This is a genomic window from Flammeovirga kamogawensis, assembly GCF_018736065.1.
GTDB classification, from domain to species: domain Bacteria; phylum Bacteroidota; class Bacteroidia; order Cytophagales; family Flammeovirgaceae; genus Flammeovirga; species Flammeovirga kamogawensis.
Genome location: NZ_CP076129.1, coordinates 1,268,216 through 1,288,633, shown reverse-complemented (window position 1 = coordinate 1,288,633; position 20,418 = coordinate 1,268,216). Strand labels below are relative to the sequence as shown.

Annotated in this window: 17 protein-coding genes; 5 read left to right on the top strand and 12 right to left on the bottom strand. The window is 30.4% G+C overall.

The features are described from left to right. Positions 1-36: 36 nt before the first annotated feature. Both KM029_RS23390 and KM029_RS23385 read right to left on the bottom strand, forming a co-directional pair. On the bottom strand, positions 37-1,587 hold the full coding sequence (locus KM029_RS23390) for a T9SS type A sorting domain-containing protein (RefSeq protein ID WP_144076226.1): 1,551 nt from the start codon (positions 1,585-1,587) through the stop codon (positions 37-39). Positions 1,588-1,711: 124 nt separating this feature from the next. Then, a complete protein-coding gene (locus KM029_RS23385; RefSeq protein ID WP_144076225.1) occupies positions 1,712-3,364 on the bottom strand; it encodes an ABC1 kinase family protein in 1,653 nt (550 codons plus the stop codon). Between the two features lie 576 nt (positions 3,365-3,940). Here KM029_RS23385 and KM029_RS23380 point away from each other — a divergent pair. Then, positions 3,941-4,756 carry an alpha/beta hydrolase gene (locus KM029_RS23380; RefSeq protein ID WP_144076224.1) on the top strand — a complete coding sequence of 272 codons (816 nt, stop codon included), beginning with the start codon at positions 3,941-3,943 and terminating at the stop codon, positions 4,754-4,756. A 55-nt stretch (positions 4,757-4,811) separates the two neighbouring features. On the opposite strand, the gene KM029_RS23375 is transcribed toward KM029_RS23380, so the two are convergent. Continuing rightward, positions 4,812-5,819: a hypothetical protein gene (locus KM029_RS23375; RefSeq protein WP_144076223.1), complete on the bottom strand. Its 1,008-nt coding sequence runs from the start codon at positions 5,817-5,819 to the stop codon at positions 4,812-4,814. Positions 5,820-6,382: 563 nt separating this feature from the next. Beyond that, positions 6,383-7,237, bottom strand: a complete 855-nt coding sequence (locus KM029_RS23370; RefSeq protein WP_144076222.1) for a helix-turn-helix domain-containing protein — start codon at positions 7,235-7,237, stop codon at positions 6,383-6,385. Positions 7,238-7,380: 143 nt separating this feature from the next. Here KM029_RS23370 and KM029_RS23365 point away from each other — a divergent pair, with 143 nt between their 5' ends. Then, the gene (locus tag KM029_RS23365) at positions 7,381-8,013 is read left to right on the top strand and encodes a peroxiredoxin family protein (RefSeq protein ID WP_144076221.1); all 633 of its coding nucleotides are present in this window, start codon (positions 7,381-7,383) and stop codon (positions 8,011-8,013) included. Between the two features lie 152 nt (positions 8,014-8,165). Here the strand turns inward: KM029_RS23365 and KM029_RS23360 are convergent, their stop codons facing one another. From KM029_RS23360 to KM029_RS23350, 4 genes are all read right to left on the bottom strand, one after another. Further along, positions 8,166-9,566 (bottom strand): sialate O-acetylesterase, encoded by a 1,401-nt coding sequence (locus KM029_RS23360; RefSeq protein WP_144076220.1) that lies wholly within the window; start codon positions 9,564-9,566, stop codon positions 8,166-8,168. 469 nt (positions 9,567-10,035) lie between these two features. Next, positions 10,036-10,167 carry a hypothetical protein gene (locus tag KM029_RS27080; RefSeq protein ID WP_260412669.1) on the bottom strand — a complete coding sequence of 44 codons (132 nt, stop codon included), beginning with the start codon at positions 10,165-10,167 and terminating at the stop codon, positions 10,036-10,038. Positions 10,168-10,392: 225 nt separating this feature from the next. After that, a complete protein-coding gene (gene aqpZ / locus KM029_RS23355) occupies positions 10,393-11,079 on the bottom strand; it encodes an aquaporin Z (protein WP_144076219.1) in 687 nt (228 codons plus the stop codon). 175 nt (positions 11,080-11,254) lie between these two features. Next, positions 11,255-11,932, bottom strand: a complete 678-nt coding sequence (locus KM029_RS23350) for a hypothetical protein (RefSeq protein WP_144076218.1) — start codon at positions 11,930-11,932, stop codon at positions 11,255-11,257. Between the two features lie 363 nt (positions 11,933-12,295). Between KM029_RS23350 and KM029_RS23345 the strand changes: the two genes are divergently transcribed. Then, the gene (locus tag KM029_RS23345; RefSeq protein ID WP_144076217.1) at positions 12,296-12,988 is read left to right on the top strand and encodes a hypothetical protein; all 693 of its coding nucleotides are present in this window, start codon (positions 12,296-12,298) and stop codon (positions 12,986-12,988) included. Between the two features lie 84 nt (positions 12,989-13,072). Here the strand turns inward: KM029_RS23345 and KM029_RS23340 are convergent, their stop codons facing one another. Together KM029_RS23340 and KM029_RS23335 are read right to left on the bottom strand one after the other, a co-directional pair. After that, positions 13,073-13,885 carry a hypothetical protein gene (locus KM029_RS23340; protein ID WP_144076216.1) on the bottom strand — a complete coding sequence of 271 codons (813 nt, stop codon included), beginning with the start codon at positions 13,883-13,885 and terminating at the stop codon, positions 13,073-13,075. 237 nt (positions 13,886-14,122) lie between these two features. Beyond that, on the bottom strand, positions 14,123-15,499 hold the full coding sequence (locus tag KM029_RS23335; RefSeq protein WP_144076215.1) for a Gfo/Idh/MocA family protein: 1,377 nt from the start codon (positions 15,497-15,499) through the stop codon (positions 14,123-14,125). 386 nt (positions 15,500-15,885) lie between these two features. On the opposite strand from KM029_RS23335, the gene KM029_RS23330 reads away from it, so the two are divergent. After that, positions 15,886-17,124 (top strand): Gfo/Idh/MocA family protein, encoded by a 1,239-nt coding sequence (locus KM029_RS23330; protein WP_144076214.1) that lies wholly within the window; start codon positions 15,886-15,888, stop codon positions 17,122-17,124. 7 nt (positions 17,125-17,131) lie between these two features. Next, positions 17,132-18,886, top strand: coding sequence for a cellulase family glycosylhydrolase (locus tag KM029_RS23325; protein ID WP_144076213.1), 1,755 nt, complete (start codon positions 17,132-17,134; stop codon positions 18,884-18,886). A 55-nt stretch (positions 18,887-18,941) separates the two neighbouring features. Here KM029_RS23325 and KM029_RS23320 read toward each other — a convergent pair whose 3' ends face one another. Together KM029_RS23320 and KM029_RS23315 are read right to left on the bottom strand one after the other, a co-directional pair. Then, positions 18,942-19,469, bottom strand: coding sequence for a hypothetical protein (locus KM029_RS23320; RefSeq protein ID WP_144076212.1), 528 nt, complete (start codon positions 19,467-19,469; stop codon positions 18,942-18,944). Positions 19,470-19,553: 84 nt separating this feature from the next. Continuing rightward, the gene (locus tag KM029_RS23315; RefSeq protein ID WP_205125414.1) at positions 19,554-20,411 is read right to left on the bottom strand and encodes an IS3 family transposase; all 858 of its coding nucleotides are present in this window, start codon (positions 20,409-20,411) and stop codon (positions 19,554-19,556) included. Positions 20,412-20,418 lie beyond the last annotated feature (7 nt).

The following is a 20,418-nucleotide window of genomic DNA, read 5'->3' as shown; positions in this document are numbered from 1 at the left end:
AAGAAAGGAGGAACACTAAAAATGCTCCTCCTTCTTTTATTTTTTATCTTCTTTTTCTTTCTCGTTTCCTCTCGATTTATTACCAAGAATTACCACTTGGTCTCTATGGCTAATCTTACCATTTAGTTTAACAATTAGCACATAAGTACCTGGAGTAAAAGTAGATACATCAAAAACAGCTTTAGATCTTGATAAGTCTAAATTTGGGGTGTTATTTACCAAATGACCAGTTGAAGTATTGATAAACTCAAAAGTAGCTTCCTCATCATCCATAAGGTTTAGAGCAACATTTAAAGTGTATTGAGCTGGATTAGGATAAATACTTACTACCTCACCTTGTTCACGTTCACCATTATTCAATACTTCTATCCAAGATTCTGTTTTACCATCAAAATCAACCTGAGTTAATCTATAATATACTTTTCCTTGTTGAGGTTTTTCATCCTCTACTTCATATGTATTCGACACATTTGAGTTCCCTGCTCCTTCTACAAATTCTGCTATAGTTTCATAGTTTTTACCATCTACAGATCGCTCCACTTTAAAATGACTATTATTAATTTCTTGGGCAGTTTCCCACACACTAAACACTTTACCATTTTCTATGGTTACATTAAACGAGGTGAGTTCTACTGGGAGATCTGCGAAAAAAATATTTGATAAGTAAGGTTTTAATTTTAATAATTCTTCAGTTGTAATTTTCATTTCTTTTGAGGTAAATTTCTGTTGATTACCTTTATCTTTTTTACCTTTTTTACCTTTACCTTTACCTTTACCTTTACCTTTTTTACCTTTTTTTGTTTTCGTATTAGGATCGGGTATTATTATGGTTCCAAATTTAATAAAACTATTTGTAGACCCTTTCAATTTTAATATTATTGTATCATGATCTCCTCCATCAGCTTTTAACTTATTATTTGTCTTATAATAAAAAGATTTTGAATTTGACATATCATTTCCATTGTGATCATGAATATGGAAATGGAAATCTACATTACCATCAATTGCAATATGACCATTAAGTACTGATTTATGAGGATGAGGTCCAATAAAATCCCCCTTTACATATAAGTTTGATTCTTTGAAATTTTTAAAATAAACATTTTGTGGTTTTTTTGTGGTACCTAATTGTAAATTTCCTTTTATAACTAAATTATTATAATTAAATAAATGAGCTTCACCTTTAACTGTCACATTCCCATATATAACTAAGGTATGTCCCTTTTCAACTGTTAATTTACCTCCAAGAAAAATTGTTACATTACCATAAATTGCTGTGTACGTTGATTTAGTTGTAAAATGCTTTCCTTTAGATATTATTATATCCTGATTTTTATTTGAATTTTTATACCTTTTAAATTTTTGAATTTCAGGAACATTTGAGGCATATAGATAATTAAAATTAAATGAATCAGGTGTAATGCTATTCAATTCTATTTGAGCATTAATATCAAATTTAATACTCAATAATAAAATTAAAGTCAGAATACCAATATTCCCTTTTAATACTGTTAAAGGAAAAAATAAGATTTTGGCTACATCAGTAAATGAAGCTAAGTATAAATCTTTACTCCTAGAATCAATCATAATCTTTGGGTTAGTAATAATTGATTTCTAAAATAATCAATTATTTACCAATCAGATTAAAATGAGGAAAGAATATTAGTATACTTAAATCAATTATTAATGTATTCACATTGTTACAAGCGTATTATTTATTCTTCTTGAACAGATCTTTAAACATATCTATCGTTAAAACTAACCCAAGTATACCTGCAATAAAGTAACCTCCAAGGGCAAAATTATTTACAAAAGAAGCATTTTCTGAAACAGACATAGAAGAAGATGCAATTAAAAGGCAACCAATTATAATACCTGTTGTCAATTTATTAATCCCGTTTCTGAAGGTATCTAATATTGTCTTTGTATCGTCTAACCCAATTTGTACTTCTATTTTACCTCGTTTTATTAATTGGATAATATCCTTAATATCAGTTGGAATAGTTTTAACATCTTTCAAACTATTAAACAAGTCGAGTAACATCTTTCTCTGATTTTTTAGAGAAAACAAATCAAACTGATATTTAATCATGAAAGGTTTTATTTCCTCTAAAATATTCATTTTTGGGTTCATGTCTAAAGCAGTACCTAATACTAATGACAATGCTTTTGCAAGATTTACAAAATAGTTTGGTAATACAATATTATAGTGAAACATAATTGCCATAATTTTTTCACTAAACTCTACCCAAGGTACCTCATCAACGCCTTGATCTAATTCTTGAAAGATATCATGAAGTTGGTATTGTAAATTCTTTTGGTTTTCTACGGTAATTTCATGAGAAACTGCAATTCTTTTAATAGCTCGAATTACCCTATCCGTATCTTTTGAAAGAAACGCTTCGAGAAATTCGGTAATTAGCGTTGTGTCTTCAGGTAATAAGTGTCCAACAGCACCAAAATCTATAAAACAAATTCTTAAATCTTCTGTAATAAATATGTTTCCGGGATGAGGGTCTGCATGGTAAAATCCAAATTCAATAATTTGTTGAACAAAAGATTTAACAAGTCTTTTACTAACTGTTTCTTTTTGTTTTTCAGTAGCCGATTTTAAAAAATCTTTCAATTTCACTCCTTCGGCAAAGTCCATACAAAATAGAGATTGTGTAGATAAATCATTAACTACATTGGGTGCACAGGTACTCTTAGAATCTTTAAAATATTTTACAAATTGTGCCTGATTTCGTCTTTCAATAGCGTAATTTAATTCATTCTTGATACTAATTTCAAATTCATCAAAAAGACGCATAGTATCCATTCTAGATAAAGACTTACTTGATTTTACTATTACTCTTAGAATACTACGCATAATACGTAAATCCTCATTCATAATAACATCAGCATTTACCTTCCTAACTTTTAGCACAAGGTTTTTACCCTTTCTTTTTACGGCATATGATTGCCCAATTGAAGCTATACCGATTGGATTTGGATCTATATATTCAAAAACCTCATTAGCTGACTGACCTAATTCTTTTTCTATGTACTCTTCAATGTTAAGTGTATTATCTTCTGATACATTGTCTTGTAGTTTTTGTAATTCATGTACATACTCAATCGGTATTAAATCGGCTCTATTACTAAGTAACTGTCCTAATTTTATAAAAGTTGGACCCAATTCTTCAATTGCTAACCTTAAGCGTACTTCAATTGGTAGTTTATTTATGTCAGAATGTTTTTCAAGAACTTTATTCGGAATAAGGTGGTTTAATGTTGAATTCATAATCCATGTCTGAAACCCATATTTTACCATTACATGAACGATCTCAATATATCTACTTGAATAGTTTACCTTATTTTCCATTTTATGATTTATAGTTTACTCAATGCAATCAATACTTTATACAAAGTAAGCAGACACTTTTAATATTGATTAGAAAGCAGAGTAGAACATGCATTTTTTATTAAAGTTTATAATTCTATCTATTGATTTTACAATTGATATAGTGTTAAAGCATTAATTTACTTTTTTTTTAATTTTTATTCTATCAATTCAGAATTGATGTAAAACCTTACTTATCATCATTTTACAGAAAAAAATTAGTGTGTATTTCGTTATTTTAATGATGTTAATTACCAATTATGATATATTAAAAAAATAAATCATAATAAAAAGGTAGGGTACTTGTCATCTTAATTGTATTAGTTATGTATTCAGTCAATTAAAGATTGTTATACACTTTAGAAAAAATATATTATTTCATTTCAATAGTTTAACTCATTACAATAACCCGAACTATAATTAATGTTGTTTATTTTAATAGTACATTAAAAAGAGACTTAGAATATTCTAGGTCTCTTTTTTGTTTAATGAATGAATGATTATTCTTAATTAATTTTATAATTGTATCTTTGAGTTCTCGAACTTAAATTGTTATAAATGAAACCTTTCATAAAGATACTTTCAGCCACAATGCCAAGCCTTGTTGTAAAAATGGCTTACAACAAAATAGTGCAACCTACTGTATTTAAACTAAGACCTCACGAAATAGAAATATTAGATAAGGCCGAAAAAGACTTTATCTCATTTAATTCTTTTAATGTTCAAACCTATAAATGGGGCAACGGACCTAAGAAGGTTTTGTTAGTACACGGCTGGGAAGGACAAGCAGGGAATTTTGCTGAAATTATTGAAAGCCTTGTTGACAACAATTATACTGTTTACGCTTTTGATGCTCCATCACATGGATTTAGTAGTAAGGGAAAAACCACCATGTTTGAGTTTAGTGCTTTAGTAAAACTCTTTATTAAGAAACATGCTATTAAAAATATAATTAGCCATTCTTTTGGTAGTGTAGGTACCACACATTGCTTATCTAACAATAATGATCTTAAGGTTGATAAATATGTAATGATTACTACGCCAGATAGGTTTGAACAACGACTGAATGATGTTGCTCAAATGGTAGGGCTAAATAATAGAGTGAAAAATAAATTAGTAAATAAGTTAGAAAATGAGTTTAATGTAAAAGTAAACGATCAAAACGTATCTGATTTTGTACAGAAAGTAAACGTTGAGAAAGCTTATATTTTACACGATGTTAATGACAAAATTATTGATATACAGCAATCGATAGATGTTCAAAAAGCATGGGGGTCAACATGTGAACTTGAAAAAATTGAAAATACTGGGCATTTCAGAATTCTCAGAACCGATACTGTTGTTGAAAAAGTAATCAACTTCTTAGAAAATTAATAAAAGCACCCCAATTCACATATAAATGAATTGGGGTGTTTTGTTATCAACTCTTTTATATACCAAATCTATAATTAATACCCGTTAAGATAAACTTACTATAATCAGAAACTCCGTATTCTCCTCTAATCCAAATCCTTTTACTTAATTGAAACTGTCCTCCAAATTGAAACGTCCATTTTTTTAAGAGGTCTTTCTTAATATGATAATCAATCTGACTATTCATTACTCCACCATTCCCTATATCAGTTCCAATATTTTCATTTATCGCTTTAATACCAGCATCAATAATAATTCTCTGACCAGTAGAAAGGTTGTCGTACCATTGCTGATAGGCTCCTTCGAAACCAGGCATAGCATCTTTTAGAACAATTGATCCATGGCTACCTCCTTGGTTTGTAAAGTTTCTATACATTGTTCCCACATAAAAAGTAACAAAACGATCTTTCTTTAAATTGAATTTTTTACCCACTCTTATCGAGTTGACCATTATTCCCACATTGTCTTTTATTAGATCAGATTTAGTTCCTGAATAATTTGCATCAACTGATACAAAGTAATCTTTATACCCATAATTAAAGGTAGCTCCTGCGCCAAAAGATATAGCTTCAAAAATGACACTCGAACTAAAATAAGGGAACTTCCCATTTCCAAAATCTGGTTGTAAACCAACTTCTGTACCTCCCTCTACATAAGAGAATAATCCATATACATTTAAAAACGGAAGAGTAAACAAATCTCCTCTTAAATTTATTCCATTTGTGGTTGCTCTCGTAGTCTGAAAACCTAATGTTTTTTCGTTTAAAATAGGAGATAAATCATGCCCATTTATACCCATTCCAAATTCTGAAATACCTAAATACATTTCATTATAAACGTAATGCACAGATATACCTGCAGGCAAGGGGAATTCTATACCTTTATTCTGAATTTCTTGTCCCCATATAGGGAAAGTATAAGGATAAATTGAGGTTGTATCAGATAAATTATTGTGACTTTCTAATTGCCCAAAAGTAGAAATTGAAATTAGCAGTAAGTAAGAAATTAAACATAATTTGCTCATAAATATTATTTTGATTCAACTTTAAAAAGTCGAATTTAGTTCAATATCATAACAAATAAATTTAAAGACTAAAATATTAAAACAATGTATAATTGCTATTTAAATGGTATACAATAAATTAAAAAAGAACAAGTTATTTTATTTAACATTAAACATAAATAAAATATTTATAAACTTTAATTTATCAAAAAAATGAGAAGTGAAGAAAGGAAAAATAATTTGAGGTAAAGGTTAAAACATTAAAAAACCCGTCAACTTTAGAGCCTTACTAATTTATAAAACTAGTAGACAATAAAACTAACGAGTTCAAAAAATTTCTCACCGTTAAATGAAAAATTCCACTTTTTAATTCATCTGAAATTGTTCATAAATGTAGTCATATTTTCTCAAATTTTATGTTAATATAATTTGATTTGGCGTAGTATTTTTGTAAACCTTTGTTTAAAGAATATAGAGGCAGTTTTTTGGTAAAAAAAATCCTTAACTAATTCATAGTCAATAAAAAAAAATTACCTATTTTGTCAAGTTTTTCACTTCTTATATAGAAAATAAGTAAGCCGAAATTACCTCTCTTCTACCTTATTTTTATTTAAAGAAAATGCCCTAAATTCTGATGGAGATTGGCTTAGATGTCTCTTAAAAAATCTATTAAAAGTTTGTACATCTGTAAAATTTAAAGCATCGGAAACTTCCGAAATTGTGTTATTTGTAAACTGTAAATATCTAGTAGCTTCTAATAGACGTCTTTCTTGTATAAACTGTAAAGGCGATTTATGATCATTTTTAGAAAATAAATTGGCAAGTGTTTTTGGTGATCTATTGAGCATTTCTGCATATTCTGCTACAGTGTGTTTTTCTAGATAATTCATTTCTACTAAGAAAGTAAATTCTCTAATTATATCAAGTTGATTTTTATTGATACTATTAAGGTAATCTGCTTGTTGTTTAAGTTGTCTAGTACAAATAATAAGAATCTGTTTCATTAATGTACCTAACATAGATAACTGTAAGTCATTTTCGATCAATAATTCCGATTGTATCAACTTCCAAAATATATCTAATTTCTCTGTGTCATCATTGGATAAATTGAGAACTGGTAAATGCTTTGCCCCAAAGAATAATATTCCTTTACAATCCACTTCACTATCATGTTCAACAATACAATAAAATGATCTATTAAATTGAAACATCTTAGTTTCACCCATATTTACAACATCAATATTATAAAATTCAGTTAAAGTAATTACTTGGTTCTTCTTGAATTTATAAGGAACATTATCAATAATTAATTGAGTTGTACTATCTAAGAACCATAATATTGTTTTTTCTGTAGAAAATTTTTCTTGCAAAATAGCATGGTTAGAAGAATTCAATTCTTCAACTCTAAAAAACTCTCCTACTTTTCCTTCAACTTTCATACTCCCTATCTAAAATAGTATTGGTTATTGTTTTTACAATGTTACTAAAAAAATCAATAAAAAGAGTATGAATTTAAAAAGCAATCACTATATTTGACCTGTCAGTCAAAAATTAAACACAAACATTAAATAATCAACTCGTAATGAAAAACCTTTTAATCATTTTATTCCTAATCGGAAGTATTCAAATTACTTCGGCACAAGAAACTGCTATTTATGAAAAATACGGTGTTACTGTAGGTACTCTTCAGCCTGGTTTAAAAGTAGGAGAATCTGTAAAAAACTTTAAGGGTAAAGATCAAAACAACAAAACGTACTCTTTAGACCAAGCACTAAAGAACGGTCCTGTTGTTGTTAACTTCTTTAGAGGAAGTTGGTGCCCCTATTGCGTAAAACACCTTATTAATGTGCAAGACTCTTTAAGCATGATTGAAGCAAAAGGAGCTACATTTATTGCTGTTACGCCAGAAAATCAAGAACGTTTTACAGCGTTAGCCGAAAAGAAAGGTTTTACTTTCGAAATGGTAGAAGACAAAAAAATGGATATTATGAATAGCTTTGAGGTAACATTTGACGTAAACGATGGGTACCAAAATATGCTTAAAAAATATGAAAACGATTTAACGAAAACGAATGCTATTAAAAAAGCATCTCTTCCTGTACCTGCAACTTTCATTATTTCGCAAGATGGGAAAATTATTGCAAGACATTATGATCCTAACTACAAAGTAAGAATGAGTGTTAAGGATATCTTAAATACACTAGAGTCCATTTAATCAATCAGCATCAAAAAGTCATTATAGAGCTGTGTTCTATAATGACTTTATTTTTGAAAAGATAAAGCCACTTAATTAATAAGATCTAATATTAATTGAGTGGCTTTTTTTTAAGCGATTATTATACTTATTTTATTATAATCTATTTGCTGTTAAAAGAACGTATCACCTTCAATAATTTTTTGTTTTGAAAAGCAAGAAGCTGGTAAACCAACCTCATTTTCTAAAAATGGTCTCGCTTTACTATTCCATCCAAAACGAACAAATTGAGGCTTTTTGATGCCTTTAAGATCTAACTCTACAATATTTTTATGAATTAAAGCTGGTACAGGATGGTAAATACCATCTTCAGAACAAACTTCAAAATTTCCTCTATCTCCTTTAGCAAAATGAAGTCCTTTACTATTAGAAAAATGTACATAAAGTGTGCGTCCTTTTCTTTGTATAAACATCATGTTAGGAGACTCTACAACTTCATCGTTAATTTTCTTATAAATACGTTTTAAAGCTATATTGGCTAGTCTAACGCCAATGTCATCTTTATTCTGAGGGTTAAAATCGTTATGGTGCGAAATATCACTTGTTACCACCATTGCCGTCTTTTTGATACTCAAAATTTCTCTTTGCTGGTCTCTTATTTTTGCTCCTGCTGTAATGTTTCCATATTTATAAGGTGCTATTTGAACATAGTAAAAAGGTACTTCTCCAAACTGATTTCTCATATTTTTAATCAGCTTAAGCATGCTATCTTTATAATCGTTCTTCTTAATTATTTCATGTTTACCATGCGACCATAGAACACCGGCAATTTTATAGTTTCTAAATTGATACATCATTGCATGATGAGCAATATCTTCGTGATGAGGTGTAAATGGCTGATTTTTGATCTCTTCGAGCTTATTTACCATCGCAAGTTCCTCATCCATAGCAGTTTCTGTATGCCAACTATCTATGGGTTCATGTCCCCAATCCTGAATAACTACTCCTACAGGAATTTGAGTAAACCCTTTAATTTGAAAAGCAAAGTAATACGCTAAAATACTCGTTTCTAAAAGATTAGACTCAGATGTACCTGTCCATTGCCCTTTAATATCTTCATGAGAAAACATTGATGGTCTCTTATCGACTGTAAAAAAACGAAGTCCTTTTTTATATTCTTCTTTCTGAAAAATTGGATTCGATAAATTTACACTATCCTTAAAAGTAGCCGTTATATTATCTTGCCCAGCAGCAAGCCATACTTCGCCAATTAATATATCTTTTAAAACAATCTTTGATTTACTTCCAGTAACTGTTACCGACTCTGGGTTAAAACCTCCTTCTTGCGTCTTAATTATAGTTTTCCAATTAGAATTTGCTCCTACAACTGTAGTCGTTTGTTCTCCCCATGAAGTCTTTACAGATATTTTTTCTCCAGGGTGTCCCCAACCCCAAAGAGTAACACTAGCATTTTGTTGCATTACCATACCAGATCCATAAAGATTACTTATAGATAATGCATGAGCATTTAATGCCCAAAATAGCATAAAAACAATAGTTAAAAATTTATTCATAATAGTAGCAAAAAAAATAATCAATACTAGTTGTCATTCTAGTACTCATATATTTATAAAAAATATAAATATCACACATTTCAAATATGTAAATAAATATTAATACGTCAAATGTTTTTATTCATTTTTATAACCTTGATCTACTGTTATGGCTAATTTTCTACGAAAAATGAAATTTATTTCTTAATGATTAGGGTATTAACGCTCTTTATTCCCTTATACTAATGAACTCAAAATTGACATAAAGTAGTAATGAAAAAAATTATAAGACCTCACTTATTTTATAGGTGAGGTCTTTATTTTTCATAATGTTATTTGAGTTGATATACTATCAAATAATTATCTTTAGATTTTAAAAAAAACAGGGCAATAAAAGCATTGGGTTAAAACTCTTACCATTAATTTTTAATCAAAAAAAGACCCCAACAATATTAAATTGTAAGGGTCATTTCTTTTCACTTTAAATGAATTATTTTTTGATGTGAAAATGTGATCTAGGATTCTGATTTATGTGTTCTACCACATCTGATTGGTCTACTGCAATCCAGGTTAATGCTGATATAACAGTGAAAAATGCAATGATTGTTACTAAAGTTCTCATGATGATGACGATTTGTGTAATTGTGATGATAATTGTAACAGAAATAAGTGTTTTTTCTCTAAATCTCTGTATGATAGTATACTACACAAATAGCAACAATGTTTCTTTAAAATCAGGGTATATAGCAAACATTTATTAATAAGCTGAAGGTTACATTTTTAACATAAAAAAACCTCTTGATGTATATGTATCAAGAGGTTTACAAAATATTGTCTTAATTAATTTTTATTCTTCTTCTGGAGATAAAAACTTATATGTAAATCCTGCTGCTATTGCACCTAAAATTGGTGCTACCCAGAATAACCATAACTGTTGTATTGCCCAACCACCTACAAATAAAGCCTGAGATGTACTTCTTGCAGGGTTTACAGATGTATTAGTAATTGGTATACTAACTAAATGGATAAGTGTAAGTCCTAACCCAATTGCAACACCTGCAAGGTATTTTGGTGCCTTAGAATGTGTAGCTCCTAAAATTATTATTAAGAACATGAAAGTCATTACAAATTCTGTAATAAAACCAGATATCATAGGATATCCCTCTGGAGAATGTTCGCCATAACCATTTGCTGCAAAACCTCCAATATCTGGATTTTTACCTGTAAAAATTGTGTATAGAATTCCAGCACCTACAATTGCACCTAATACTTGTGAAATAATATACGGCAAAAGCTCTTTACCAGAAAAACGTCCTCCGGCCCATAAACCAAAAGAAACTGCAGGGTTTAAGTGACAACCCGAAATGTGACCAATAGCATATGCCATTGTTAATACTGTTAGACCAAAGGCTAACGCGACTCCATAAAAGCCAATACCTACACTTGGAATACCTGCGGCAAATATTGCACTACCACAGCCTCCAATAACTAACCAAGCAGTTCCGAGAAACTCGGCCATTAATTTTTTTTGCATAATAAATAAAGTTTTAGACCATTTCAGGTCTGTTTTCTAGGTTATATTAGAAATATAAAAATGTCACTATACTTTTGGGTTATTTTTCATCAAAATGACATTTTAAGAATTGGTAGTTTTTTAAACTACGCTTATTGAGTTATTAAATTATTTTCTAACTAAACAGTAATACATATTAATCATTAAAAACAAAAAAGCCAAAACCATCTGGATCTTCTAAAACAATATTATCTACAATACCCTCTTTACTAAATTGAGTAATTTCTTCTTTTATCGTTAAGTTAGCCGCTCTTACTTTATCAATAACTTCTAAATTATTATCGCCATTAAAAAATGTAAGCGAAGGGTTACTAAATTGATGAGGGCACATTCCTGCTCTCATTACACTAATTATATCACCTGTAGCATTAGATAAACTCACCCATCCTTGAAGGGCATCTCCCATAGCCATTTTAAAACCTAACTGCTCCCAAAAAGTCATTGATTTATTTAAATCAAGAGATTCTAAACTTATTCCTACAAAAGTACCAACTAATGGTGTTACATCTACTTTATTTAAAAGAGGTGCATTACCTTCTAAGAGATAAACTAATGCTCCTGATGGCGACATAATTATTGTTTCTGTCTCAGTTTGGCTATGTATGCTACTTTCTATTAATGGCTGAACATCTAAACCTATATCACCTTTATATAAAACAATTCCTTTTCTAGAAGACTTTTTAGTTACAGCTTGTAATTGAACAGAGTTTGATAGAAACACATATTTTTCGCCCAAATTGAGCACTTCGAAATTGAGTTTTTTATAAAAAGAAAGCGTAGCTTCTATATTGCTAATTGTAGTTTGAACAATCATATTTATAGGTTGAGTGTTATTAAAATCTAATCAAGTAGTAAGTAATAAAACGAGCAATAATTCTTTAACTAAATCATCTTCATTGTCTATTACTCTATCAATATACTTAGTTACTACTAATTTTTGCTACTTGCAAATTTTTGTTGGTGGATGGAAAGTTAAGTGTTCATATTAATTTATCTAATTAAAAAAAGAGTAATAATATTCATATCAATTAATTGGTAATACTTTTGCTAAAGTATTATTTATTGGTGTATTAATGTGTTTTTTATTTTATAGATCAATTCATAATAGTTAAGAAACTAACAACGCCAATACTTTGATTGCCATTACTCTACACTATACCAATTTAACAAAACAACTATGTTTACAAAACTTATTTCTAAATTTTTCAATTCAAAATCTAACACTGTAATAACAGAAACTAAAGAAACAAAAAGTAACAATGACGATCCAAAACAAAAATTAGCTAATTGGCTAATGCACCCTCGTGAATATGGTAAAGCTCCTAAAACTATGAAAATCATAGATGAGGGGACTTTTAAATTTAAGTTCATTCCAGGAGATTCTGAAATAAAATATTGGTTAATTAAATACAGAATGCCAGATTCAGAAAAAGATGAGATTGCAATGGTAGACGAGTTGTCTACATGGAGTTTTATGAATGTACTTGATTATGATTTAATCAGTTTAGAATCTTTACGCCTAGCGTATTTAGGAAAACTTTGCGAAATAATGAAGATGCGACTTCAGCAAGTTAATGGGGCTTCACAAGGAAATGATAACAATTTAATACACGATCTTCAACAGGTTATTGCTAAACATGGTAATACCAAAACAATGGGTAAAATTGTTGATGCAATCTCTTTTAGTCATCAAATTAATTATTTCACTATGCAATTTGAAGAGGAAGCCGGTCATGTATTTTTACTTGGGTTTACTAATATCTCAGAGGGAGAATATGAATATATTCAAGATCATATCTTCACTGCAGACGATCCACTTTTACCTATAGCACTGTATATAGAAATGGGTAAGGACCTCATAGAATTCTAACACAATTTTCTTTAAAAACAAAAATGCTCGATTTTGGGAAATTTCCCAAAATCGAGCATTTACATAATTACTTCTCTATATCAACTAGATTTTTTCAAAATACAATTCCTGTTCAAACTTTTGGTTTTCAAGTTTTATATTTAAAGATAAATCCGATTCAGTATAAATATAATAGTCACTAGCATACCACTGAGCTACTCTATTTTTCGACTCTACCTCTACTAAAATATGTTTCCCTGCATCTGCCCATAAAAATCTTAAAACATTTTTCACACTTGCATAGGGGTTATCAATTTCAGTATCAAATTTGTGATTTATATTAATGATATCTTTATTATCAAGAGAGTGTTCTACATTACCTAGATCATCATAGTAATAGTTCATATCAAAAAATGTTGTATTATCTTCTGTATCTTCAGCGTATTCTAGTTGATACCTATAATTTATTACTTGGTTATCATCATTAACTACATATTTAAAAATATGGTTATAATTATAAATATCAGTACGCTTTAAATGGATTTCATGTGATGCCAAATAGTTAATTTCATAAATAGATCCGTTGTCTACTTCAATCTTAACTATCCTATCTAGAGAATCATAAGAAATCTGGTAATTAAAACCTTCTACAACACCTCCGATAACAATATTGTCATCATCATATTCAAAAGAAATATTTATACCTAAGAAATTAGATTCGATTCTATTTAATCTATAATCTTTGGCATTAAATTTAGAAGTTGCTACTTCATCTGTCTTATGATCTACAACTGGAAAAGGTACGTCGATATTTTTTTTAATAACAACAGGCTCTTCTGGTATAATTTCTTCCTTATCATTTGTACATGAAAAAAAGAGCACTGAAATAAGAGAAATAATATATATGTGTTTAAACATGAGATTAGTAATTGATGTCGGTATATAGACAAGTTCTAGTCTATAGGTGACAATTAAGAGCTGTTAAAGAGATTAAATCACAAATAAATAAAAACAGCATTCCACACTGTAAATGATTAATTTTCAACTATATAAAAAAATCCGACTATTGAAGCTTTCACTTTAATAATCGGATTCTAAATAATGAGGAGATCTACCTCTTTCTTTTACTTGTTAAGTATAACAATCTTTACTTTTTTATAAGTAAACTTCATTTTTACCAAAAATTGGCTCACGCTTAAACCATTTGCCTCTTGTAAAATCTGGGAAATGTTGTACCGCTCCACCCTCTTCTATAGAGCGTTCTGATAGCGGTGTAATTGCCGACCAAGCCGCTGCATCATAAGCATCTAATGGAGGTGCAATATTGTGTTTTATAGAATTGACAAAATCATGCATTACAAAGAAATCCATTCCGCCATGTCCTGCTCCTGTAGCTGTTTCTCCGTATTTTGCCCAAAGTGGATGATCGTACTTATCTAACCATTGTTTTGCATCATCCCATTGGTGTGGTTTAGTTTGGCCATCTATATACATTAAGTTACCGTGTTTTGCACTGTAACCATCTTCATGTTCCCATAAACCTTTAGTGCCTTGGAATCTAAAACCTAAAGAGTACGGCCTTGGTAGGTTGGTATCATGTGTTACTATAATTGTTTCTCCGTTGGCAGTAGAAATTGTAGATGTAACAATATCACCTAGTTTCCAAGGTAAGTTCGCATTCGGGTGGTCTTTCCCTCCTTTCTCAATTATATATTCATTTAGTCCCCTTGCTTTAGTAGCAAAAGACGAAATTGTATCAAATTTATTACCTCGGTTAATGTCCATATATGTTGCTACAGGGCCCGCTCCGTGCGTTGGGTATAAATCTCCATTTTTATGTAATGAATGATGCGTTCTCCATTTAGCTTCTGATGCTCCTTTCTCTCCAAATTCGACACCGCCACCATAAATATCTACACCATTATTAAACTTCACATTACGAAGATCATGTTGGTAGCCACATCTAGCATGCATTGATTCTCCAAACAACCCTTCTCTCACCATCTGTAAAACAGCCATTACATCACGGCGGTAACATACATTTTCAAGAATCATTAAATGCGACCCTGTTTCTTCATGCACATTTACTAAATCCCAACATTCTTGTAATGTCATTGCTGCAGAAACTTCTACCCCAGTAAATTTACCAGCTTTCATACTATCTACAGACATAGGTGTATGCCAAACCCATGGAGTCGAAATAATTACACCTTGCACCTCTTTAAGGTCAAGCATATTTCTGTAATCTAGTTCGTTTTTACCAAAAATTTGCGGCTTCTTTTTACCATGCTTTTCAACATATTTAAGTGCATTTTTTATTGCATTATCGTCTGTGTCACAGATAGCAACAACTTCTGTATCCTCTCTTAATAAAGCGTTATTTAAATGCCATATTCCTCTAGCTCCAGTACCAATAAAGGCAAGTTTAACTTTTTCGTTTTTAGATTTAGCAAACCCCATTCCCGGAGCTACAATAGTACCCGCACTTGCAATTGCTGCTGTTTTCAGAAAATCTCTTCGTTTAGTATTCATGATATGTCGTAATTGATTAAAAGTAAGTTAGGTTTGCGATCAGTTTTTTATTCAGTCTAACCGAGTATAATGTTGTATAAATAATAATGAAATAAATAATTTATATTTTTTATTATTTATAAAAGCAATATTAATAATTTAAATGATTTATTTAGTCACTATCAGTAAAAAAATACATTTAAATATGTTAAATAAATTAAATTTCGAGCTTTAATCATTAAAATTAAAAAATGATAACTCTACATTGTATCTGCAATAATAGAAGTAAATACCCTCCATATCAATTAAACTCTTTAAATAAAATTGTTAATTGATACTTATTAATAACAAACATTATCTATTAAGCAATGAACATAACATCCGTGACATTTTTTTTAAAACTATAAATGAATACAATAAAATTAGGAATAATAGGAGCCGGTTATAGAGGTAGTATTCACTTAGAAAATTGCTTACAAAGAGAAGATATATCTATTGAAATAGTTATTGAACCCTCTTTAGTAAATCAGCAAAAAGCAATTGCTTTATTTCAAAAATACAATAAAAAGCTACCTACTTTTTATAATAGTGATTATACATTATTGTTTAAAGATATAATTCTTGATGCTGTAATTATTTCTGTTCCTTGGGATGTATTCCCTGAGGTAGCTAAATATGTTCTTCAATTTCCTATTTATGTTGGAATAGAAGCGGCAAGTGCTCAAAACATGGAGTTATTATTTGATTTGAAAACAACACAAGAGAAAAGTGGAGCCACTTGTATGATTTTAGAAAATACGTGTTTTCATAGAGATGTAATGGCTGTTCAGAACATGATTGACCAAGGGCTTTTTGGGGAACTTATACATTGTAGAGGCGGATACGAACATGATCTTAGGTCGATTAAGTTTGATAAAAACATGAACTATGGAAATGGAGTTGAAGGAGAGGCATCGTGGAGAACACATCACTCTACTTTTAGAAATGGAGATTTGTACCCTACCCATGGTATTGGTCCTATAGCTTCGTTATTAAAAATTAATAAGGGAAATCGATTTACTTCTATTGTGTCGCATGCTACAAAAGCAGTAGGACTTAAAAGTTATGTTGAGCAAAACAAAGGTGTAAACCATCCTAATGCAACAAACAAATATACGCTAGGTGATGTGGTAACGAGTACATTAACCACTGCAAATGGAGAAACAATTGTACTCACTCATAATACAAATTTACCTCGTCCTTATTCACTAGGTTTTAGAGTGCAAGGAACAAAGGGAATTTGGATTCAAGAGCATGGTAATCACCTTCACTTGCAAGATAAATGCGTGGCAGATGAGTGGATAGAGAAGCCATATCAAGTATTTAATGCTTTTGATGCTACATGCTGGAAAAAAGGACAGTATAAAGCAGCAAAAACGGCGAGACATCAAATGGATTATTTTGTCTTGGATGAATTTATTTCAGCAACAGTAGAAAAAAGAAAACCAAAATACGATCTTTATGATATGTTGACTTGGTTAGCAATTTCTCCGTTATCAGAATTATCTATCAACCAAAATAATAAAACAATTCCTTTTCCTGATTTTACAGATGGAAATTGGAAACAAGATGAACAAAAGATGACGACAGTAACTTCTAATAAATAACTAAATAATGATTAAAATTTTACAATTACTTACTTTTTGCTTACTGCTATCAGTAAGTGCTTTTTCACAAGGTTTTTTACGTACTGATGGTACAAAGATTATAAATGATGATGGAGAATATATTCTTAGAGGAATTGGTACGGGAAACTGGCTTATCCAAGAAGGATACATGATGCAATCTACCAGTGCAGGAGTAAATACTCACACCCAGTTTCATGATAAATTAGTAGAAACTATGGGACAGGAAAATACAGATAAATTCTACGATACTTGGATTGAAAACCATTTTAGAAAAACTGATTTGGACTCAATGAAAACTTGGGGATTTAATTCTGTACGTGTTGCCTTACATTACAAATGGTTTACTTTACCTATTGAAGAGGAAGATACCTTAGCGAATGGTGAATTGACAAATACTTGGATAAATAAGGGTTTTGAAGTAACAGATAGTCTATTATCATGGTGTGCTCAAAATGAAATGTACCTTATTTTAGATATGCACGGTGCACCTGGCGGACAAGGAAAAGATGCCAATATTTCTGATTACGATACTGATTTACCGTCTCTTTGGGAAAGTGAAAACAACAAAAAGAAGTTAGAAAACTTATGGATAAAACTTGCTGATAGGTACAAAGATTCTCCATGGATTGCTGGTTACGATTTATTTAACGAACCGAACTGGGCATTTACAGACAAGTCCTCACCAAATGGTTGTGGTTGTGAAAATAACGATCCGATTTGGGAGCTACATGAGCGTTTAATAAATGCGGTAAGAACGGTGGATAAAAACCATATTGTGTTTATTTCTGGCAATTGCTGGGGTAACAATTACGAGTCTCTAAGTAAACATTCGTTAAAAGATGCTGACGATAATATGGTCATCACTTTCCATAAATATTGGAACAACAACAATAGTGATGTTCTAAATGGATGGTTAAAAATGAGAGAAGAATATGGCTTACCGCTTTGGATGAGCGAAAGTGGAGAAAATTCTAATACATGGTTTTCTGATAGTATAATGCTGTATGAAAAAAATAAAATTGGATGGTCTTGGTGGCCTGTAAAAAAGAGCCGAACAAACAACATCTTAAAAGTAGTAACTCCTGCATCTTATTCTGCTTTAATTACATCTTGGGAAAACAAAGCACCTTTGTCTAAAGAAGAGACTTTTGCAGCCGTAATGGATTATGCGGAATCTCATAAAACAGAGAATTGTGTAATAGCTCCTGACGTTATTTATGCAATGACGGGGCAATTAGATAACTACAATACTAAACCTTTTAAAGTACATACTACCAATGCTCCTATTCTTTTTGCAGATTACGATTTAGGTAGAGATGGTTATGCTTATTATGATAAAATTTCTGCTGATTATCACATTGATAATGGTGGCGATTGGATGATTTGGAACAATGGTAAATTCTACCGCAATGATGGTGTTGATATCACAACGTATAATCAGCAACCTATTGTTAGTTGGACGGAAGAGGAAGAATGGATGCAATACACTTTTAATGTTTCAAAAAAAGGAAAATATACGTTAGAAATTCAATCTTCTGCTACAGACAATGAGGGGATCCTTCAACTTATAATCAATGATAAAGTTGTTGTAGAAAATATCCTATTACCAAAAACTGGTGATTTTGAAAAGTACACAACTACATCAATTAAAAAAGTAATTTTACCTAGTGGTACAGTGAAAGTAAAGTTTAAAATCATAAAAGGCAATGTGAACCTTCTAGATTTTAAATTCAATAAATAAGATAAAATCCTCTCTTTAAAGTAAGATAATTGCTTTAAAGAGAGGATTTTTGTTTTTATTCTTCTTCTATTCTGAAGATATCGTTTAAATTACCGCTATATGCGTTTAACGTTCTATTTAAATAATTATAGGTGAATTTGAGGAATGTTTCGTAATCAAAGCTATTATCAAAAGCCCATTTTATTACTTTCTCTGCTTCTTCTAATGTAAGTCCAAAAAAGTTCTCGCTGTAATATTTTGATTTACCCTCATAGATTGCGTTCAAATCAATTACACCATTTTTAATTAAAGGGTGCGATAAAATAAACTGCCCCACAGAAATCATAATTTGTTGGTATTCCTCGTTTGTAATCAACATTAATGAAGGGTCTTCATCTTCATAGCCACAAACAAACCTACCCAATAAAGTGCTTGATTCTTTAAAGATCAATTGTTCATCATCAAGGTCCTCGTCTACACAATTATCCTTATTAGAAACAATAAATTCCTCACCCTTTTCTTCAACCTCTTCTACATCCAATATCGGATATTCAGACATTGCTCGTTCTGCAGTAGATATCCTTACAATTTTATAATTACTCATGCTTTACTGTATCGTTTATTAAAATTGAAACAAAGTTAGAGATGATATGTCTAGTCCGTCCATAGCGTTACAGATTTAGACCTATTATATATTGATAGCATCGAGTGTAGACTCGGTGCTATTTTTACTTTTATAAGTTCTCATTTTTATTTCACTTTGCTGATGCATCTCAACAGGTGTCTTCATATAATTACTCCAATGAGGCCTTTCATTATTGTAAATATATACAGATTCTCTAATAAATTTATTCATTAAATCGAGATCATTAATTTTTATTCCTAAAATAAATTCTTGCTTAAGAATTCCGTTTATTCTTTCTGCTACCGCATTTTGATAAGGATCGTAAGATTCCGTCATCGAGCACAATACTTTATTTTCCTGAAGATGTCGTTGATACTCGTGACTACAATATTGTAATCCTCTATCTGAATGGTGTATCATTGGTAAATCAACATAGTTTCTATTTTTCAGTGCTTCTTTTAATGCTGCAATAGCTCCATTTGCATTCAAACTATCTGATACATTTAACCCCATTATTTTCTTAGAATAGGCATCTGTTACTAAGGATAGATACATTGGGTTACTTCGCTCACCTATGTAAGTTATATCAGAAACTAATACTTGTTCAGGTCTATTTATTTCCAAATGCTCAATAAGGTTTTTATGCTTTTTAAACCTGTGATGAGAATTTGTAGTGACATGATATTGTTTTTTAGGCTTGATATCGAGTCGATTAGCCCTCATGATATCAAAAAGCTTATCTCTACCTACATTTAGTAATTGCAATTCAGGAAGAAGTAATTGATATAATTTCCTTGTCCCTATTTTAGTTTGCTTCAAACGAATTCTTTTCACTAAGTCTACTACTTTAGATGCAATACTATTATTCTTTTTTACTTTCCTTTTCGAACGATAATAAATTTGTCGATTTAACCCAAGCAATTCACAA